This window comes from Nocardia sp. NPDC004718, assembly GCF_053601535.1.
The window spans coordinates 73,035-90,612 of the sequence record NZ_JBSGCA010000022.1; the positions used below are offsets into that span (position 1 = coordinate 73,035).

Genomic DNA, 17,578 nt, shown 5'->3' on the forward strand with positions numbered 1-17,578 from the left:
GGTCGGAGCCGCCCGCTCGCCTTCGACATACTTCGCGAAGTTTCTCGAAATTTTTTTCGACCTCTACCGCCCAGTGATCGCTGAAACAGGTTCGCCAGCCTGCGAGTTCCCCGCTTTCCGCAGGCAGAACCCATCGACCCATCAGGTAACCAGGCATACGCTGAAGTTTGGCCGCTGCCATGTGGTCTATCCCACTTCTGGGGACGTCAAAGTCTCGGCGCCCCGGCTTCGCGAAGCCGCGGCGGCGGAGATGAGCAAGGAGTGAGCAATGAAAGGTGGAGCAAGAATTGCGTTAGGGGTGGGCCTCGGGTACCTGCTCGGCCGCACGAAGAAAATGCGCTTTGCGATGACGCTGGCGGGAGCCGCGATGGCGAGGCGATCCGCGGGAACACCCGCCGAACTGCTCGAGCGCGGCACGGAGCTGCTCAAATCGACGCCGGAGCTGACCAAGATCACCGACACCGTGCGCGGCGAACTGCTCGGCGCGGTGCGTTCGGCCGCCGTCACCGCGGCGAGCAACCGCATGGACGCGCTCAGCAACCGGTTACAGCAGGGGACGACGCTCTTGGCGGGCGAAGAACAACGCGGCTCACAGGCGGCGGATGAGGAGGACGAAGAGCAAGAGCAACAGCCTGAGGACGAGTACGAGGACGAAGAGCAAGAGGACGAGTACGAGGACCAGGAGCAGGCGCCCGAGGACGAGTACGAGGACCAGGACGAGGACGAGGACGAAGATCGAACGCCCGAGGACGAGTACGAAGAGGAAGAACAAGAGCCCGAGGACGAAGACGATTCCGAGCGGGGCGAGGAAGAGGACGACACCGAGCGGCCTGCCGCGCGGACGCGCACTCGCCGGTCGAGCACCACCGCCAAGCGCGGAGCGAGCTCGCGGACCGCCGACCGTTCGTCCGACTCCGCGGATCGTAAGCCGTCCGGGACTTCCGGCCGCGGCCGTACTCGCGCCGAGGCCGGCCAGGCCCCCGTGCGCCGCACAAGGAGGTGACCGGCGATGGCGAAGATTTTGCGTGAGGCGACGGAAGGAGTCGGCAAGGTGGCCGCCGATACGGCGGGCCGGGCCGCCAAAGCCGCGACCGGGGCGGGATCGTCCGCGAAGAAGGCGGGAGGATCCGCCAAGAAGGCCGGATCTTCCGCCGAGAAGAACGCGCCGCCCACGCCGACCGGCATTTTGCAGCAGTCGCTGCAGAACCTCACCGGAGCGCTGACCGAACGCGCGGTGACCGGGCTCACGAACCAGGTGTCGAAGACCGCGGGCCGGTTGAACGAGTACGCCGAGGGCGGCGGCGGGGGGAACCTGCTGGCAGCGCTGACCGGCGTGCAGAAGCTCGCCGGTGGCTCTTCGCCGTTGAGCACGGCCATGAGCATGGGCAAAACCAAGCTCGGTCACTCACTGCGGGAGCAGTTCGAGAACGTGAAGGAATCGCTCACCGGCGGCAAGGGCAAGGGCGGCAGCAAGAAGCTCAAGCTGACGAACATCGTCGAGGACGTCGACGTCGGCGTTCCGATCGACCTGGCCTACGACCAGTGGACCCAGTTCGCGGATTTCCCGAAGTACACCAAGAAGGTCGAGCAAGTGGAACAGGTCTCCGACGAGAAGCTCAGCTGGACCGGCAAAGTGTTCTGGTCGCGGCGCACCTGGGAATCCACGATTATCGAGCAGGTGCCGTTCGAGCGGATCATCTGGCGTTCCAAGGGGCACAAGGGCTACATCGACGGCGCGGTCACCTTCCACAAGATAACGCCGCAGTACACCCGCATCCTCGTGGTGCTGGAGTACCACCCCCAGGGAGTCTTCGAGAAGACCGCCAACATCTGGCGCGCGACCGGCCGCCGATGCCGACTCGAACTGAAGCACTTCCGGCGGCACGTGATGACCGAGGCCGTGTTGCACCCCGACGACATCGTCGGCTGGCACGGCGTAATCCATGACAGCAAGGTCGTCAAGGACGACGAGACCGCGCGCCGCGAGGAAGAGGAGAAGTCCGAAGAAGATCAGGGAGAAGAGGAAACGGAACGAGAGCCGGACGAGCAGGAGCCGGACGAGGAAGAACAAGAGACCGACGAACAAGAGACGGACGAGCAAGACGAGGACGAGCAAGACGAAGATCGGCGTCCTCGCCGTCGACCCGCTGCCCGCCGCCGCAGCGCGGCGCCTCGCCGGTCGCGTGAGAAGCGAGGAGCAAACGCATGACCATCGAACCCGCAGGCGGCGGCGGTGGTGGCGGAGCGGGCACGATGGCACGCCCGAATTCCTCCAGCCTGGCCGACGTGATCGACACGATTTTGGACAAAGGCCTGGTCATCGACGCGTTCGTGCGCGTGTCGCTGGTCGGCATCGAGCTGGTGACCATCGACGCCCGCGTCGTGGTGGCCAGTGTGGACACCTATCTGCGCTTCGCCGAAGCCGTCAACCGGCTGGAGATCTCCACCAGCGAACCGAAAGGGCTGACCGACATCGTCGGTGACGTCACTCAGGGAGCGGCGAAGCACAAGACGCAGGGCGCTCTGGAAGCCGCGGGCGAGAAGGTAAAGGACTTTCTCGGCGACGTGCAGGACAAGCGCCAGACGGCGAGCAGGCCCAAACGCAGGGAGGGCTGATGACTACCGCTACAACATCGGTCTACGTCTACGGCATCGTGCCCGCCGATGTGGAACCCGAGCCGCACGCCACCGGCGTCGGCGATGGCGAGGTCGGGGTGGTGCGGCACGGCGAGATCGCCGCGCTGATCAGCAGGATCCAGCCGGACCGGCCGCTGGGCACGCCCGACGACCTCACCGCGCACGCCGAACTGCTGGACGGATCGGCCGCCGTCGCTCCGGTGCTGCCGCTGCGCTTCGGCGCGGTCATGACCGACACCGAGGCGGTGGAGAACGAACTACTCGGAGCGAACGAGGACGAATTCCGCTCCGCTCTGGAGCAGCTCGAGGGCCGTGCGCAGTTCGTGGTCCGAGGCCGTTACGTCGAGAACACCATCCTCCGGGAGCTGCTCGACGAGAACGCCGAGGCCGCCCGGCTGGCCGGGGAGATCCGCGACAAACCGGAGGACGCCACCCGTAACGAGCGAATCGCGCTCGGCGAGATGATCAATCAGGCCATCGAGTCCAAGCGGGCCGAGGACACTCGCAAGGTGGTCGCCGAGCTCGAGGAGTTCGAACCGCTCGTCAACCAGCGCGAGCCCACGCATGAGGAGGATGCCGTCCACATCGCGGTGCTGGTCGAACTGGACCGGCAGAAAGACCTGGAGGACACGCTGCGCAGGCTCGGCGAGGACTGGGACGGCCGCGTGGAGTTGAACCTGCTCGGTCCGATGGCGGCCTACGACTTCGTCATGAAGCGCGCACCCGAGGGGTAAGGCATGTTCGGTGTGATCACATCAATCCTGACGTTGCCCGTAGCCCCGGTACGCGGCGTGATCTGGCTGGGCGAGTTGATCCAGGATCAGGTAGAGCAGAAGATGCGGGATCCCACCGTCATGCGTCGGGAACTCGAGGAGATCGACGCGGCCGCGGCAGCCGGTCAGCTGTCCGAAGAGGAGCGCAGACAAGCGCAGCAGGCGGTCCTGGACCGCATGACCGGTCGCCGCGCGTGATCCGGAAGGAGTGACCGCGCGTGGCACGCAAGACCGCTTCCGAGGACGTCGACTCGGCTTCCGACGAGCCCCCTCCCAGCCCGGCGCAGGCCGCCGCGATGGCGGTGGAGAACCTGGTGGAACTGACGTCGAAAGAGGTGCAGGGGGTCACTTCGATGGAGCCGACGGAGGACGGCTGGCTGGTGGAGATCGAGGTGCTCGAGGACCGCCGCATCCCGTCCTCGGCGGACATCCTCGCGCTCTACGAGGTCGAGATCGATCTCGACGGGAACCTGCTGGCCTATCGCAGAACCAGACGCTACGCCCGCGGCAGCACCGACATCGGAAGGGCTCGGTCATGACGGTGGTGCCCGGCGGATCGTCCGCACCGCAGCCGTACGGAGGCGGGCATTCGTCGACCAATCTCGCCGACATCCTCGAGCGAGTGCTCGACAAAGGCTTGGTCATCGCGGGCGACATCCAGGTGAACCTGCTCGACATCGAACTGCTCACGATCAAGCTGCGGTTGGTGATCGCGTCCTTGGAGACGGCCAAGTCGGTGGGCATCGATTGGTGGGAGACCGATCCCTGGCTCAACAGCAAGGCCCGCACGCTGGAGCGGCAGGATCACGATCTCGAACTCGAGAATCAGAAGCTGCGCGACCGGATCGCGGAACTGGAGGCTGCCAAGGAACCACCGCAACGCATCGAACGTCGCCGCCAACCGAGGGAAGAGCGGTCGTGACGGAGGATCTCGGGGTCTGGCTGTACGCGGTGACGCCCGGCTGCGGCGGCGAGGAGCTGGGCGAGCTGACCGGAGTCGCGGGCGAGCCGGTCCGCACGGTGGTCGTGGACGGGCTGACGGCGATCGTCGGCTCGGTGCCGCTCGAGGTGTTCGGAGAGCAGCCGCTGCGGGCGCATCTGGAGGACCTCGACTGGCTGGAAGGGACGGCCCGTGCGCACGACGCCGTCGTATCGAGCCTGGTGCGACGAGGTCCGACCGTCCCGCTGCGGCTGGCCACCGTCTTCCTCGACGACGACCGCGTGCGCGACCTGCTGACCGAGCGGCGAGCGGACTTCGCCGCCGCGCTGGAGCTGGTGAGCGGCCGCACCGAGTGGGGCGTGAAGGTCTACGGCGACCGCGCCGCCCTGACCGCCGCCGTGGCCGAGTCCCGCACCGCGAGCGAAGGCAAGGGCGCGGGAGCCGCGTATCTGGCCCGGCGCCGGGCGCAACTGTCCGCGCGGGAAACCATCGAACGCGACGCGGCCCAGCGCGCCGAAGAGATCCACACCCGCCTGCTCCAGCACGCGGCGGCGGGGCGGCGTCAGGCGCTGACCGACCCGGCGCTGAGTGGCCGTCGTGATTGGTTGGTGCTCAACGGGACCTACCTCGTGGACGACGACCGCACCGACGACTTCGCCACCACCGTCACGGTGCTCGGCGACGAATTCCCAGGTATCCGCCTCGAACTCACCGGCCCGTGGCCGCCGTATTCGTTCGCGGGCGTGGAACGAGAATTGGCATGAGCCGGGCCACACGGGAGGTCGACGACGAGCGCCGGGTCTCGCTGGTCGATCTGCTGGATCGGGTGCTGGCCGGCGGCGTGGTGATCTCCGGCGACATCAAGCTCGCCATCGCGGACGTCGACCTGGTCCAGATCTCGCTGCGGGCGCTGATCTCCTCGATCAGCACCCTCTCCGGACCGCTGCACGCGCTGGAGGCACCCGGCGATGACTGAATTCGGCGGCATCCCACCGCGTATCGACACCGACCCCGAATCCGTCGAGCGCGGCCTGGTCAGCCTCGTCCTCACCTTGGTCGAGCTCCTCCGCCAACTCATGGAACGCCAAGCACTCCGCCGCGTAGACGCGGGCGACCTCACCGACACCCAGATAGAACGCATCGGCACCACCCTCATGCTCCTCGAACAACGCATGGAAGAACTCCGCGACCACTTCGGCCTCACCCCCGAAGACCTCAACATCGACCTGGGCCCCCTAGGCACCCTCCTCCCCCGCGACCCACCCTGAACATCAAGATCAACGGCACATGAGCGAGAGGTCTTCTCGGCAAACGCCACAGCCATGTGCCGTTGATCTTGAAGTGTCAGATGCCAGCGGTGAAGGCGTCCCAGGCGGCGGGTGTGAACACCAACGCTGGGCCGGTCGGGTTCTTGGAGTCTCGGACGCCGACCATGCCTCCTGCCAGATGGGCGACCTCTACGCATTCCTTGCCCCCACCGCTGCGGCTGCTCTTGAACCACTTCGCCCCGGACAAGTCAGCGTTCACTGTCGTACTCCCTCGCCACCTGTCGCAGCAGGCTCTTACTCGTCGGCACATCCAGGGCGGACTGCTGGATGACGTTGTACGCCTGACGATACCTCCCGACATCTTTTGCACGTTCGAGGTACATGTCCCCCGCATAAGACTCCACGTAGACCACGCTGGGAGCAGCTTCGCGCCCTTTTGTGTCGAGACCGAAGTCCAGGATGACGAAAGGCCCGGGAGCGATACCGAGAGGGAAGCCCGATGAGAACGGTTGGATACGGATTGCCACGTTAGGCGGCATATTTGCGAGATGCCGTGCTTGACCTCCCATGACCTTGGGGCCGCCCACAACGTAACGAATGGCCGCCTCGTTCAGGATGACTGTGGCGCTGGCAGGTTGGGTCTTGCGGTGAATCAGGGCTTGCCGCTTGAGTCGCAACTGCGCTCGTCGTTCGAGATCTTCTACCGGCTCGTCCGGGAAGTACGCGCGATCGAGCACGCGCGCATAGTCCGGAGTCTGAAGAATGCCGGGCACGATGTCAGGCCTGTATAAGGCCAGTTGGTGCGCACTGGACTCGAGGCCGACATACAGATTGAAATTTCCTTCGATCAAGTCGTCGAACGCGTGCCACCACGACTTGGCCGTCGCCTGCTGCGCCAGCCCTTTGAGGGCAGCCGTCAGGTCCGGGGCAACATCGTAGATGCGGCATAGGGCCTCGACATCAAGTTCCCGAACCTTCGGCGACTGCCCCTTCTCAACACGCTGAAGCTTGCTTGTCGACCACTGCATCATCGGCCCGACCTGTTCGAGCGTCAGATTCGCCGCCTGCCGAGCCTCCCGCAAGTACCGGCCGAGCTGACGTCTGGGCAGTGTCGTCTCGATGTCGTCGGACACGCTTCCTCTCTTTCCATTGCGCCCGTGACTGGTTCCTGTGATGAGAAAAGTCTCGGGCACTCACGACAAACTGTCTGGCAGTTTGCGAAAACTCTCCATGAAAACCCATGGAGCACTTGCAGAGAACGGATGGACAGCGGTTCCCTTGGGTGAGCGCCTGGTCGGACGTAGTTCGAAGCGCTCCGACGTTCCTTCCGCCGTCCGCATAGCGGTTTGGCCGGGACAGAGTCGCAACTTCCAGCAACAGATCTGAGGGGAGCGCAGATGGCGATGCAATCATTCGGGGACACACCGCGATCCAGGTGCGACTACTACCGGCGCGAGTGCGATCTACCCGCTGTGATCGACCCGCCCGAGTTGGGGCGGATCATCCTGCGTGCCGGGTACGTGTGCGGGGTGACGATGCCCACGCGTTTGGGGCAAGCAACGAAAGCCCACATGCAGAGCCGGGGCGAACTGCTCGGACCCGTTGTCGCACATTCACGTTCGGACCGCTGGACGTTCCTCATCGTGGCGGACCTGCCGGACGACGACCGGCTGTTCGCGGAGTTGTTCCGGCTGGACGTGAGCGTGGCCCGGTCCGGAGCGACGATCGCACTCCCCTCGCCCACCGCCGCTTCCGGCGCGATCCGCCAGTGGATAGTGCCGCCGCGCGGACCGTATCGACCTTCGGGGCGCGTTGTGCTGGAGACCATTCGAGCGTGGGCTGATCAGATGCCGAACCGCCATCGGGGATTCCGGGTGGTGTCCCGTGCCCGATGACGGTCTCGTGGGGCTCTTCCCTAACGACGCCAACGGCCGACCGCATTCACTGCGGACCCGATTCGCCCACGACAACCCACACTGGCCGGTATCCGGCCGCAAGAACGCGCTCCGAGCCCTCGACCTGCATCGCGCCTGCGACTACCTCACCTGCTCCACGTTCGTCGCCGCCGTGATCGTGAGCCGTGACGACTTCCGCTACTTCCGCGACCGCGAACCGGAGCAGCTGTGACATCCCCACGGCCCGATGAACCCGACGTCCGCCTGTCGATATTCCTGCACGGCATGCGTTTCGACTTCGTCGCCTGCCTCACCGCCGCCCTGCTGTTCGTCCAGGAACACCAGACCCGGCGCTACACCGATGCCGTAACCGTGGCCATGGCCGACACCAGCGGCCTACGTCGCCTACCGAACGAACGCCTGTACCTGGAACCCGACTCCGGCGGCCGCAGACAACCTCGATACGAGTGCCCGGCCGGCTCGAGGCAGGATTGCGGGCAGCATGACGGACAACGACGGATCCTTCCCCACCGGTCGACGGCGGCATATTGTGCGGCTGTCGCTGTTCGTGGTGTTCCTGGTCGGGATGTTCTATCTGGTCGCCGTCGCGGGAGTGATCGACATCGGGGGCGTGCGCGATGCGATCGCGGCGACCGGTCCTGCGGCCCCCTTCGCCTACCTGGTGGCTTCGGCGGTGCTCGGCGCGATCTTCGTGCCCGGCCCGATGCTGGCCGCCGGGAGCGGTCTGCTGTTCGGGCCGCTGGTCGGGACGTTCGTGACGCTGGGCTCGGCGGTGGGCACGGCGACCATCACCAGTTTCCTCGGGCGGCGGGCAGGCCGCGAAAGCGCGCGCGGGTTGCTCGGCCCGGAGCGTGCCGAGCGCATCGACGCGCAGATCGAGCGGCGCGGCCTGTGGGCCGTCGTCGGCCAGCGCTTCGTCCCTGGCATCTCGGATGCACTGGCGTCGTACGTATTCGGCGCGTTCGGAGTCCCGTTGTGGCAGATGGCCGTGGGCGCCTTCATCGGCTCGGCTCCACGGGCATTCGTCTACACCGCTCTCGGCGCATCGATCGGCGACCTGTCGGCCCCGCTCGCCTACACCGCCATCGCGGTATGGTGCGCCACCGCGATCATCGGAGCCTTCGCCGCGCATCGCGGATATCGCAGCTGGCGGAGCGGCGAAAACCGCGAGTCCGAAGCCGCGCCGGAAGGCCGCCCGAAGCCGGGCGAATGAGTCCGCGGCCACCAGCGAGCACTCTCCGGCGGGCGCGGCGAGCCGCTATCGGGATCGGTTCGAGGTCAGGTCCCAAACGCCGATATGGAGCCGTTCTTCGGTGACGTCGACGGGGTGTCCGTGAAACGTTTACCGCGCAATACGTTTCGCACGAATTCGCCTACGACGGGCGGCTGAGCGTCGAGGTCCGCCCCCGACCACCGTTTCCGGATGGACCCGATCGGGGCTCACAGGACGAGACGGCGTCGCCCATACGACCGAGGCGCTACGCGCAGGCCGGGGCGGGTGCGTCGACGAACAGCGGCTCGCCGGCGGGTGGGGCGTAGACGACGTCGAGGACGAGCGGTTCGGTGCCGCGGTTCAGGCCGACGTGCACGTTCCATTCGCCCGCGGGCTCGTAGATGAACTCGCCGGTGCGGAAGACCGGAGCGTCGCAGTCGGGGCCGGGATGGGTGAGCGTGCCCGACCGCACGAAGCCGAAGACCGGACCGAGGTGGTAGTGCCAACCGGTGGAGCCGCCGGGGCCGATGGTGATCTCGCGAACGACCAGATCGGTGCCCGCGACGAACGGCACCAGCCCGGCGGGAATCTGCGCCTGACCGAGGGTGACGGCGGTGATGTCGCTACCGGGCGTCGCCTCGGCGTGCGCCGCACCCACCAGGGCGCCGGCGAGCACCACGGGCGCCACCGCGACGCGGAGAAAGAGCGTCATCCTGGCAGCTTAGCGACGGCGGCGGCGCACCGGAACAGTCGGTCGCCGCCCTTCGCTGACCGGCATCCCGCCGCCGTGGTGACGAGTGTCCGCGCTCGGATCCTGGATTACCGTACGTACGTGGCCCGGACAGAAAAAGATTCGACGGCGAAGATCATCGACGCCGTCGTGTCGATGCTCGAATCGGACGGCTACGACGCGGTCCAACTGCGCGCGGTCGCCCGCAACGCGCACGTCTCGCTGGCCACGGTCTACAAGCGGTACCCCACCCGCGACGATCTGATGCTCGCCGCCGTCGAGCGATGGATGGCGACCAACACCTACGCCGCCCCTGCCCCGTCCATCGCAGGCGAGAGGCTGGCCGACGGCCTGGTGCGGTTGATGCGTTACGTGTTCGAGCCGTGGGAACGGAATCCCCGGATGCTCGAGGCCTACTATCGCGCGCGGTCCGGCCCCGGCGGCCGACGACTCGACGCGCAAGGCTTCGACGCCGTGCTGCCCGCCGCGAGCGCCCTGCTGGCCGATGTCGATCCCGACTACGCCGCCGACGTCGCGCTCGTGCTGACCAACATGATCTACGCGCTGATCGGCCGTTTCGCGAACGCCGATCTCGATATCGCCGAGATCCTGCCCGCCATGGAGCGCACTGTCCGCAGGCTGACCGGCAACAACGAACCGCTGGCGGCCGCCGCCGGGTCCGCGCGGCCGGGTGCGCCGGGGTGCCCGTGGAGCGCTTCGCTGGTCTCCCCGTTCTCCCCCGGCACTTCCACGGAGCCAGAACAGTCGTCGGACGCGACGGATCGGCCACCGGCGTAGACGGGTCGGCCGCGGCCCGGCCGCTGGGCGCGGCCCGTTGGCCATCGACCATCCGACTCGGTAACCCAGGCCGGTCACCGGTGAAATACGTTCTGGCATCACGCATTCAGCGCATTTCCGACAAATAGAACAAACCTGAACGGCGAAACCGACTGTTCACGAGGTATTCCCGCGTGCGGTGCGATGTCGAGTTGCTCCGTGCGCCGTGCCGGTACAGCATCTGCGGTATGCCGTCCACACCGCTGAATCCAGCAGGCGACATTCCGGACACCGGAATTCCCGGCCATCTCGCTGCCCACATGACCATGCCCGAGCAGCACGAATGGCACCGCGCCTACCTGCGCCGTCGCCCGGTGTCGCGGCGCAACGTGCTGCGCGGCGCCGCTGCGGCGGCAGCGGTGGCCGTGGTCGGCACGACGCCGTTCGGCAGGCGCGCCTACGCCGACGAGGCCCAGCTCGCGGTGGGTGGACGGCGCGTCGCCTTCGGGCCGGACGCGGCCAGCCAGTTGCGTTTCGCGGCGCAGCTCTCGCGGCGTCCGGCGGGCGCCACGGTGTATCTCGACCACGGACCGACACCGGCGTTGGGCGCGACGGTCCAAGCCGAGGTGCGCAACCTGCTCACCCAGCTGCCCACCGCCGACGGCGGCGTGCTCGCGGCCGAACAGTTCTACGTCCACGCACCGGTGGACGGCCTGCCCGGACGGGTCCCGCACTTCTACCGGTGGCGGACCTCCGACGGATTCGTCGGCGACATCCGCGCCGCCGCACCCGCGATGCCCAGCGCACGCCCCGCGGTCCTTCCGTTCCGGTTCACCATGATGGGCGATCAGGGCACCGACGAAACGCCCGCGCTGCCGGAGGGCGTCGCTCCCGGCGACTACGACGACAAGTACTACAAGGCCGACAACGATCCGGCCGCGCCGCACGCGAGCAACGTGCTGCGCCAGATCGCCGCCGCCCGGCCGGACTTCCACATCCTCGCAGGCGACATCGCCTACGCCGACCCGTCCGGCGCGGGCAAGCCGGGGCAGTTCGCGGCGCACGGAGCGCAGCAGGCGAGCGGTTTCGACAAGTACAACCCCTACGTCTGGGACGTCTACTTCAACGCCATCGAGCCCAGCGCCGCCCAGACACCGTGGATGTTCGCCACCGGCAACCACGACATGGAGGCGACCTACGGCGACCACGGCTACGGCGGGCATCTGGCGCGCCTGGACTTCCCCGGCAACGGTCCGGCGGGCTGCCCGTCCGCGTACACGTTCACCTACGGCAATGTCGCGGTGCTCTCGCTGGACGCCAACGACGTCACCTACGAGATCCGGGCGAACAGCGGCTACTCCGGCTGGGCACAGACGAGTTGGGTGGAACGCACCCTGGCCGCCCACCGCGCCGACCCCGACATCGATTTCATCGTCTGCTTCTTCCACCACTGCGCGTATTCGACCACCGAATCGCATGCCAGCGACGGCGGTGTGCGTGACGCGTGGGTCGGGCTTTTCGACCGCTACCAAGTCGACCTGGTGTTGCAGGGGCACAATCACGTCTACGAGCGCACCGATCCGCTGCGCGGCGGGCAGGCGACGAAGGTCGCGGGCGACAACTCGATCGTCTACCCGGAGACCGACGGCACCGTCTACTACACCGTGGGCGGCGGCGGACGCCCACGCTACGAGTTCCAGCCCGGGTCGCGGGAAACCTTCCGCGGCAACGAGCTGGCCGACACCACGGTGCCGAACAGCTACGTGTGGACCCCGGGCGGCGGCAAGCAGGACGAAGCCGCGCCGTGGTCGCGGGTCCGCTTCCGGAATTACTCGTTCCTGCGCGTCGACGTCCGGCCGGGCGTGTTCGCCAGCGAAATGGACGTGGTCGCGGTCGACGAGTACGGACGCGAATTCGACCGTGTGCTGTTCCGGCGGCAGGTCAGGGCCTGAGCGGGGGCTACTTCTTCGTTTTGGGTGGGAGGGTCCGGGCGTAGGCGACGCCGCGCTCGACCCATTCCCGCAGCACTTCGTCGTCGTCGACGGCGGTGACCCGCAGCCAGCCTGCCATTTCGCGCCCGCCCATGACCATGGGCCCCACCGTGTCACCGAGGAGCCGCTCGCCCTCGTCGGGATCGACCCGCACCAGCAGACCGCCCTGCCCGCTGGCGGCCACCGCCATATTGCCGCCGATCAAGAAGGCCAGGCCGCCGAACATCTTCCTCTCGGTGAGTTCGGGGCCGGGTGCGATCAGTTCCCGGATTCGCTCGGCCAGCTCCTCGTCGTATGCCATGACGGCATTGTTCACCTGGTGTACGACAAGTCGGGCGATCAACGACCGCGTGTCCTCCCCCGGTCGCCGTCCAGGTCGAGTACCGCGACACCGGTGACGTGCGCTGCACCGAAGGCGGCCAGTCGCGCTGAAACGCTCTGTATACCAGTCGATTTGGCGCACTTCGTAAGTAGACGGCCGAGGTGCGTACGTACACTCCCGAGCCGCCTGAATGTCATTGGACGTTCAGGCGGATGTTTCCGTCCCTGTCTGTAATACAGGACGTGAGACGGAGGCGAGATGCCATTGACGCTCGCGTGCAACCCGTTTCGGAATTCGCAGTCGACTGCGCCCCCACAGACGGGACGAAGGACTCTTTCGTGCACATCTGCCCCCAGGCGGTGCGATCACGCACTGTCCGCCTCAGTTCGACCGAGCGGCATTCGATCGGAGTCCCCCGCGAGTTCCCCACAGCCGTGACCGCGTTGCTCGCCGGTGCGCCGAACTGGTGGCCCGGTTCTTGGACGGGCACATGGCGGCGGGCGATCTGGACCGCCCTCACTCTCTTCGCACTCTTCGTGTTCCCGGGCTTCCTCGGTGCGCTGGCCGTCGCCCAAGACGCGGCGGGCAGCACTTCTGGAACCTCCGGCATCGACGGGCTCAGCTGGATGAACATTCACGACTCGTCGGGCATCCCGCTGTCGGACTACCGATTCGCGACCGGCGACGAGAGCCTGTTCAAGCCGCGCGCCACCATTCTGTGGGCCGTGCTTGGCCTGGAGTTCATCGGCTACATCGCCATCGTGACGACGGCGATCTGGTTGATCGGTTACGCGTTGAGCTTCCGGTGGCTGGACATGTTCAGTGCGGCGTTGCGCGGCGTGGCCGACGCTCTCACCGGTCAGATCGCGACGCCGATCATGCTGGGCACCGCGGCGACCATCGGCGCGGTCTGCGTGGCATGGTTCATCGCGCGCGGCTACCACGCGAAGGCCACCATGCAGGTGGTGACGATGGTGGGCGTCGCGCTGCTGGGTCCGTTGTTCCTCGCCGAGCCTCTCGCGGATGTGCTGTCCTCGCACGGGTTGCTGGCCCAGGGCCGCGATCTCGGGATCTCGGTGGCCGCCGGTCTGAACGGGAACGCCGACCCGAATCCGACCCAGTTGGTGGCGACGATGCAGAGCGACCTGGCCGACAATTTCGCCCGGCAGCCGCTACAGGTGTGGAATTTCGGGCACACAGTGGACCAGCGGCCCGCCTGCCGATCGGCGTGGTCGTCGGGGGTGGCGGCAGGTGACGACTCCCGGGTGATCAACGGCCTGAAGTCCTGCGGAGACAGCGCCGCGCGCGCGAAGGCCGAGAATCCCTCCATGGGGCAGGTCGCCACGGGCCTGATGCTGTTGGTCTGCGGCGGCATCCTGCTGGCCTTCGCGATGTACCTCGGTATGAAGGTCATCAAGGCCGCGCTGGACACGATCTATCACGGGTTCATGTCGATATTCGGCTTCGCGGCGGGCGGATTCGTGTACGGCCCGACGCAAACGTTCCTGGTACGCAATGTCGTCGACAGTTTCGTCGCGGCGGCACGAATGACGGCGTACACCATATTCCTCGGGGTCTACGTCTTGTTCATGGGCAATCTGTTCGCGCAGGCGCGCGGACAGGTCATGGCGGTGATCATCATCGCGGGCACCGTGGAGATCGTCGCCGTCTTCCAGCTCAAACGCCTCAGCAGCGGTTTCAGCCGGGGCAACGACTGGATCGCCAACCGATTCGCGCTCGCGATGCAGGGCAGCGGGAGCAAGTCCGGGAGCAGCGCCGGCACCGCCCTCGGCATGGGCGGCGGTGGCGGCGGCGGTGGGAAGTCCGCGCCCGGTATGGGATGGGTGACTCCACTCTCCACGCTCAACACCATCAACTCCTCGCCGGTAACGGCCTGGCTGGCGGGCGGGCGGGTCAATCCGTTCAATCCGCTCTCCAGCACCCGACGGACGATCGAACGATCCACCAGAAGGATCCTGGCCAGCCGCGAAGCGGGGTACGTCGAGCATCAGCTGTCCCGCACCAACTGGCGTGGTGTGGCGGTCGACGCGGCCCAGCAGGTCGGGGGCATACACACCCAAATCGGCGTGTCGCGGGCTTTGAAAGTATTGCGCGACAACAAGGTTCCCGATTCGCGCATCCATGCTGTCCTGCTGTCCTCCGGCGCGAGTCACGAGCGGGTCACCAATGCGCTGACCGCATACTCCGTCCAGGAGTCGACGGCATCGCAGAACCCGTACAGCTTCGCGCCGTTGCAGAAGGCGATCGCGGCGGCGTGGGCGGTGGACAACCACGTCGGCCACGAGGCGCACGATGCCTTCGCCGCCCAGGCGGTGATCGCCGCGGACAGCTTCGTCCGGCACTCCAACGCGCCCGCCCCCAACGCGAACATCGATCAGGCGTTCGTGCAGCGGGTCGAGCAGAATTGGCATTCGGACCGGGCGCTGCGCGCGGCGATCACCCCGGACGAGTGGGACGGCGCGGGCCGTGACACCCGGTGGGCGATCGGCCACCGGGTCGCGACCATGCACCAGGAAGCGGCCAGGGAGTACTACGCGAACCCGAACGACATCAACCGCGAAGCCCTCATGCGATCGGCCAGGCGCGTCGCCAACCTCGATCACCTGGATCCCGACGGTGGACTCGACCCCTGGAATCCGTAGCGAGCCGGGCTCGGCGCGCGGCCATTTTCACGCGGTGCACGACCACGGCGCCGCCTACGACACGATCGTCGACACCAGTACGGGCACCCCGGCCGAACTGGCCAGGATTGTCCTGCGACGACAGCAGTTCGCGGGGAAGGCGATGCCTTCCTGACCGATGTCCGCGCGAGCGCCGGCGCGGGTCCTCACCTGTCGGCGAAGATCTCGACCTCACCGCACCGCCACGATGTGCGGTCCCAGCACGGCGTGGTCCCGGATCACCCTCGAGCCGGGTGCACCACCTGCGCGAACACCTCGTCGGGGTCGGATGCCTTCAGGCCGAAGGTGTCGCGGATGGCCGAGTCGTCGACCGTGAAGGCCGCGTGCGACATGTGGTAGGTCTCGAACAACTCCGGCCAGAACGGGTCGGTGAGGCCGAGCAGCGTCAGTTCGCGATCGCTCATGACCGCCAGCCGCGGCTCGGGCGCCCCGGCCGCCGCGGCGAATCGTCCGGCCAGCTCCCGCGCGGTCGCGGTGATGCTCGGCGCATGCCACGGCCTGCCCCACGCGCGCTCGTCGCGGGCGACGGCGACCGCTGCCGCCGCCGCGTCGCCGACCGCGGTGTAGGCGTGCGGCAGGTCGAGTTCCTGCGGCAGCAGCGCCAACTGCCCCGCCGAGATCTTCGGCTGGGCGAGGAGCGAGAACACCGATATCGCGCCGGGACCGATGAATTGCGACGCACGTACCTCGGTGACGCGCACCCGGCCCGCCCGGTGCGCCTCTTCCGCTTCTCGCCACATGCGGGCGCGAACCCGCCCTTTCGGCCCGGTGGCCACGAGCGGTGACTGCTCGGTGACCGGCCCGTCGGCGGGACCGTAGCCGTACAGGTTGCCGAGCATCACGTAATTCGCACCGGACCGCTCGGCGGCGGAGCGAATGGACCCGAACAACGGCGGGATGGTCTCCGGCCAGGTGTGATACGCGGGCATGGCCATGTTGAACAGGGTTTCGGCGCCTTCGGCAACAGCGGTCAGCGCGTCCGCGTCCAGGGCGTCGAGGGCGATTCGTTCGATGTTCGGGTGCTCGGGCCCCGCGCCGCTGCGGCTGACCATGCGTACCCGGTCGCCGGACCCGGCCAGTAGCGCCGCGGTGGCCGAAGCGGTGGCGCCACGTCCGACGATGACATGCGAAGGCATGCGTATTCCTCTCTGCGACAAGTGTTTCCACACGACCTGCGGCACTCGGGATGCCGTTCGCCGGTCGTGCGCTACTCAGCCTGCCGGTGCGGCGGCGGGTAAGCTACTGGCTGGATTGCCAACTATCCCAAGGATCAGGCCATGCAGACTGTCGCCGTCGTCGCGGTTCCTCCGGTGAAAGCTTTCGACCTGGCTATGCCCGAAACGGTGCTGGGCGCGGCGATGGTCGACGGTGAGCCCGGCTACCGCATCGTGGTGTGCACCGCCGTGCCCGGCGTGCTGCCCGCAGGGTTGGGTGGATTCGACGTGGTCGTCTCCCGGGGCTTGGCGGCGATCGATGAGGCGGACATCGTCATCGTGCCGAGCACCGGAAGCCGCGCCGACGCGGACGCCGCCACGCTGACCGCCCTGCGTCGCGCGGTGGCCGCGGGCAAGCGCGTCACCTCGATTTGCAGCGGCGCCTTCGTGCTGGCGCAGGCCGGTCTGCTGTCCGGCCGCACCGCCACCACACACTGGGCTCTCGCCGACGAACTGGCGGCGAACCACCCGGACGTGTCCGTCCGCAGTGACGCGCTGTTCATCGAAGACGGCCCGATCACCACCGCCGCGGGCGCGGCGGCCGGAATCGACCTGTGCCTGCATCTCATCCGCGCCGACTACGGCGCGACCGTCGCGAACGCCGCCGCGCGCGCGGCCGTCGTCACCCCGGTGCGACCCGGCGGCCAAGCCCAGTTCGTGGACGCGCCCTTGCCCGCGGAGAACGGCGTGACGCTCGCCGACACCCGCGCCTGGGCGCTGCGACGGCTGGACCTACCGCTATCGCTGGACGATCTGGCCGCCCACGCCCGCACCAGCGTGCGCACGCTCACCCGCCGCTTCCACGAGGAGACCGGCCTCAGCCCGCAGAAATGGCTGCTGCACCAGCGCCTGCAACGCGCCAGGGAGCTACTGGAATCCACGACGCTGCCGATGGACCAGGTGGCCAGGCACAGCGGCATCGGCTCGGCGGAGTCGCTGCGCCAGCACATGATCCGGCACGTCGGAGTGCCACCGAGCAGCTATCGGGCGTCGTTCACCCGGTCGCCGGCACACCCGGACTTCGCGGACAGCGCGGTCGGCACCGGAAGACCGACTAGCCCATGAAGGGGCCGTCACGCCGACTGAGCAAAACGC

Annotated in this window: 23 protein-coding genes; 18 read left to right on the plus strand and 5 right to left on the minus strand. The window is 67.5% G+C overall.

Annotated features, from left to right (window positions below):
* Positions 1-367: 367 nt before the first annotated feature.
* From ACWEH3_RS18485 to ACWEH3_RS18530, 10 genes are read left to right on the plus strand one after another with little or no spacing between them, the layout of a single operon-like run.
* The gene (locus ACWEH3_RS18485) at positions 368-1,003 is read left to right on the plus strand and encodes a hypothetical protein (protein ID WP_450021629.1); all 636 of its coding nucleotides are present in this window, start codon (positions 368-370) and stop codon (positions 1,001-1,003) included.
* A 6-nt stretch (positions 1,004-1,009) separates the two neighbouring features.
* On the plus strand, positions 1,010-2,209 hold the full coding sequence (locus ACWEH3_RS18490; RefSeq protein ID WP_450021631.1) for an SRPBCC family protein: 1,200 nt from the start codon (positions 1,010-1,012) through the stop codon (positions 2,207-2,209).
* Positions 2,206-2,616, plus strand: coding sequence for a gas vesicle protein GvpJ (gene gvpJ / locus ACWEH3_RS18495; protein ID WP_450021633.1), 411 nt, complete (start codon positions 2,206-2,208; stop codon positions 2,614-2,616). The genes ACWEH3_RS18490 and gvpJ (ACWEH3_RS18495) overlap by 4 nt, the downstream gene beginning before the upstream one ends.
* On the plus strand, positions 2,616-3,371 hold the full coding sequence (locus tag ACWEH3_RS18500) for a GvpL/GvpF family gas vesicle protein (RefSeq protein ID WP_450021635.1): 756 nt from the start codon (positions 2,616-2,618) through the stop codon (positions 3,369-3,371). Before gvpJ (ACWEH3_RS18495) ends, ACWEH3_RS18500 begins: the two co-directional genes overlap by 1 nt.
* A 3-nt stretch (positions 3,372-3,374) precedes the next feature.
* Positions 3,375-3,608 carry a gas vesicle protein GvpG gene (locus tag ACWEH3_RS18505; RefSeq protein WP_450021637.1) on the plus strand — a complete coding sequence of 78 codons (234 nt, stop codon included), beginning with the start codon at positions 3,375-3,377 and terminating at the stop codon, positions 3,606-3,608.
* A gap of 20 nt (positions 3,609-3,628) precedes the next feature.
* A complete protein-coding gene (gene gvpO, locus ACWEH3_RS18510; RefSeq protein ID WP_450021639.1) occupies positions 3,629-3,949 on the plus strand; it encodes a gas vesicle protein GvpO in 321 nt (106 codons plus the stop codon).
* On the plus strand, positions 3,946-4,332 hold the full coding sequence (gene gvpJ, locus ACWEH3_RS18515) for a gas vesicle protein GvpJ (protein ID WP_450021641.1): 387 nt from the start codon (positions 3,946-3,948) through the stop codon (positions 4,330-4,332). The genes gvpO and gvpJ (ACWEH3_RS18515) overlap by 4 nt, the downstream gene beginning before the upstream one ends.
* Positions 4,329-5,114, plus strand: coding sequence for a GvpL/GvpF family gas vesicle protein (locus ACWEH3_RS18520; protein WP_450021643.1), 786 nt, complete (start codon positions 4,329-4,331; stop codon positions 5,112-5,114). Before gvpJ (ACWEH3_RS18515) ends, ACWEH3_RS18520 begins: the two co-directional genes overlap by 4 nt.
* Positions 5,111-5,326, plus strand: a complete 216-nt coding sequence (locus ACWEH3_RS18525; RefSeq protein ID WP_355079760.1) for a gas vesicle protein — start codon at positions 5,111-5,113, stop codon at positions 5,324-5,326. Before ACWEH3_RS18520 ends, ACWEH3_RS18525 begins: the two co-directional genes overlap by 4 nt.
* Positions 5,319-5,618, plus strand: a complete 300-nt coding sequence (locus ACWEH3_RS18530; RefSeq protein WP_355079762.1) for a gas vesicle protein K — start codon at positions 5,319-5,321, stop codon at positions 5,616-5,618. Before ACWEH3_RS18525 ends, ACWEH3_RS18530 begins: the two co-directional genes overlap by 8 nt.
* Before the next feature lie 76 nt (positions 5,619-5,694).
* Here ACWEH3_RS18530 and ACWEH3_RS18535 read toward each other — a convergent pair whose 3' ends face one another.
* A complete protein-coding gene (locus tag ACWEH3_RS18535; protein ID WP_397276749.1) occupies positions 5,695-5,877 on the minus strand; it encodes a DUF397 domain-containing protein in 183 nt (60 codons plus the stop codon).
* The gene (locus ACWEH3_RS18540; RefSeq protein ID WP_397276747.1) at positions 5,867-6,751 is read right to left on the minus strand and encodes a helix-turn-helix domain-containing protein; all 885 of its coding nucleotides are present in this window, start codon (positions 6,749-6,751) and stop codon (positions 5,867-5,869) included. Before ACWEH3_RS18540 ends, ACWEH3_RS18535 begins: the two co-directional genes overlap by 11 nt.
* A 264-nt stretch (positions 6,752-7,015) precedes the next feature.
* On the opposite strand from ACWEH3_RS18540, the gene ACWEH3_RS18545 reads away from it, so the two are divergent.
* From ACWEH3_RS18545 to ACWEH3_RS18555, 3 genes are all read left to right on the plus strand, one after another.
* Positions 7,016-7,513, plus strand: coding sequence for a DNA-directed RNA polymerase subunit beta (locus ACWEH3_RS18545; protein ID WP_450021647.1), 498 nt, complete (start codon positions 7,016-7,018; stop codon positions 7,511-7,513).
* Positions 7,503-7,745, plus strand: coding sequence for a hypothetical protein (locus ACWEH3_RS18550; RefSeq protein WP_450021649.1), 243 nt, complete (start codon positions 7,503-7,505; stop codon positions 7,743-7,745). The genes ACWEH3_RS18545 and ACWEH3_RS18550 overlap by 11 nt, the downstream gene beginning before the upstream one ends.
* Positions 7,746-8,015: 270 nt before the next feature.
* A complete protein-coding gene (locus tag ACWEH3_RS18555) occupies positions 8,016-8,747 on the plus strand; it encodes a TVP38/TMEM64 family protein (protein ID WP_450021651.1) in 732 nt (243 codons plus the stop codon).
* A 265-nt stretch (positions 8,748-9,012) separates the two neighbouring features.
* Here ACWEH3_RS18555 and ACWEH3_RS18560 read toward each other — a convergent pair whose 3' ends face one another.
* Positions 9,013-9,459, minus strand: coding sequence for a cupin domain-containing protein (locus ACWEH3_RS18560; RefSeq protein WP_450021653.1), 447 nt, complete (start codon positions 9,457-9,459; stop codon positions 9,013-9,015).
* 120 nt (positions 9,460-9,579) lie between these two features.
* On the opposite strand from ACWEH3_RS18560, the gene ACWEH3_RS18565 reads away from it, so the two are divergent.
* Entirely contained in the window at positions 9,580-10,275 is a 696-nt protein-coding gene (locus tag ACWEH3_RS18565) for a TetR family transcriptional regulator (RefSeq protein WP_450021655.1), read from the plus strand.
* 227 nt (positions 10,276-10,502) lie between these two features.
* Positions 10,503-12,206, plus strand: coding sequence for a metallophosphoesterase (locus ACWEH3_RS18570; RefSeq protein WP_450021657.1), 1,704 nt, complete (start codon positions 10,503-10,505; stop codon positions 12,204-12,206).
* 7 nt (positions 12,207-12,213) lie between these two features.
* Here ACWEH3_RS18570 and ACWEH3_RS18575 read toward each other — a convergent pair whose 3' ends face one another.
* Entirely contained in the window at positions 12,214-12,546 is a 333-nt protein-coding gene (locus ACWEH3_RS18575; RefSeq protein ID WP_450021659.1) for a TfoX/Sxy family protein, read from the minus strand.
* A 455-nt stretch (positions 12,547-13,001) separates the two neighbouring features.
* On the opposite strand from ACWEH3_RS18575, the gene ACWEH3_RS18580 reads away from it, so the two are divergent.
* Both ACWEH3_RS18580 and ACWEH3_RS18585 read left to right on the plus strand, forming a co-directional pair.
* The gene (locus ACWEH3_RS18580) at positions 13,002-15,230 is read left to right on the plus strand and encodes a hypothetical protein (RefSeq protein WP_450021661.1); all 2,229 of its coding nucleotides are present in this window, start codon (positions 13,002-13,004) and stop codon (positions 15,228-15,230) included.
* The gene (locus ACWEH3_RS18585) at positions 15,205-15,384 is read left to right on the plus strand and encodes a phosphotransferase-like protein (RefSeq protein WP_450021663.1); all 180 of its coding nucleotides are present in this window, start codon (positions 15,205-15,207) and stop codon (positions 15,382-15,384) included. Before ACWEH3_RS18580 ends, ACWEH3_RS18585 begins: the two co-directional genes overlap by 26 nt.
* Positions 15,385-15,487: 103 nt before the next feature.
* Here ACWEH3_RS18585 and ACWEH3_RS18590 read toward each other — a convergent pair whose 3' ends face one another.
* Entirely contained in the window at positions 15,488-16,405 is a 918-nt protein-coding gene (locus tag ACWEH3_RS18590) for an NAD-dependent epimerase/dehydratase family protein (RefSeq protein ID WP_450021665.1), read from the minus strand.
* 141 nt (positions 16,406-16,546) lie between these two features.
* Between ACWEH3_RS18590 and ACWEH3_RS18595 the strand changes: the two genes are divergently transcribed.
* Positions 16,547-17,548, plus strand: coding sequence for a GlxA family transcriptional regulator (locus tag ACWEH3_RS18595; RefSeq protein WP_450021667.1), 1,002 nt, complete (start codon positions 16,547-16,549; stop codon positions 17,546-17,548).
* Positions 17,549-17,578 lie beyond the last annotated feature (30 nt).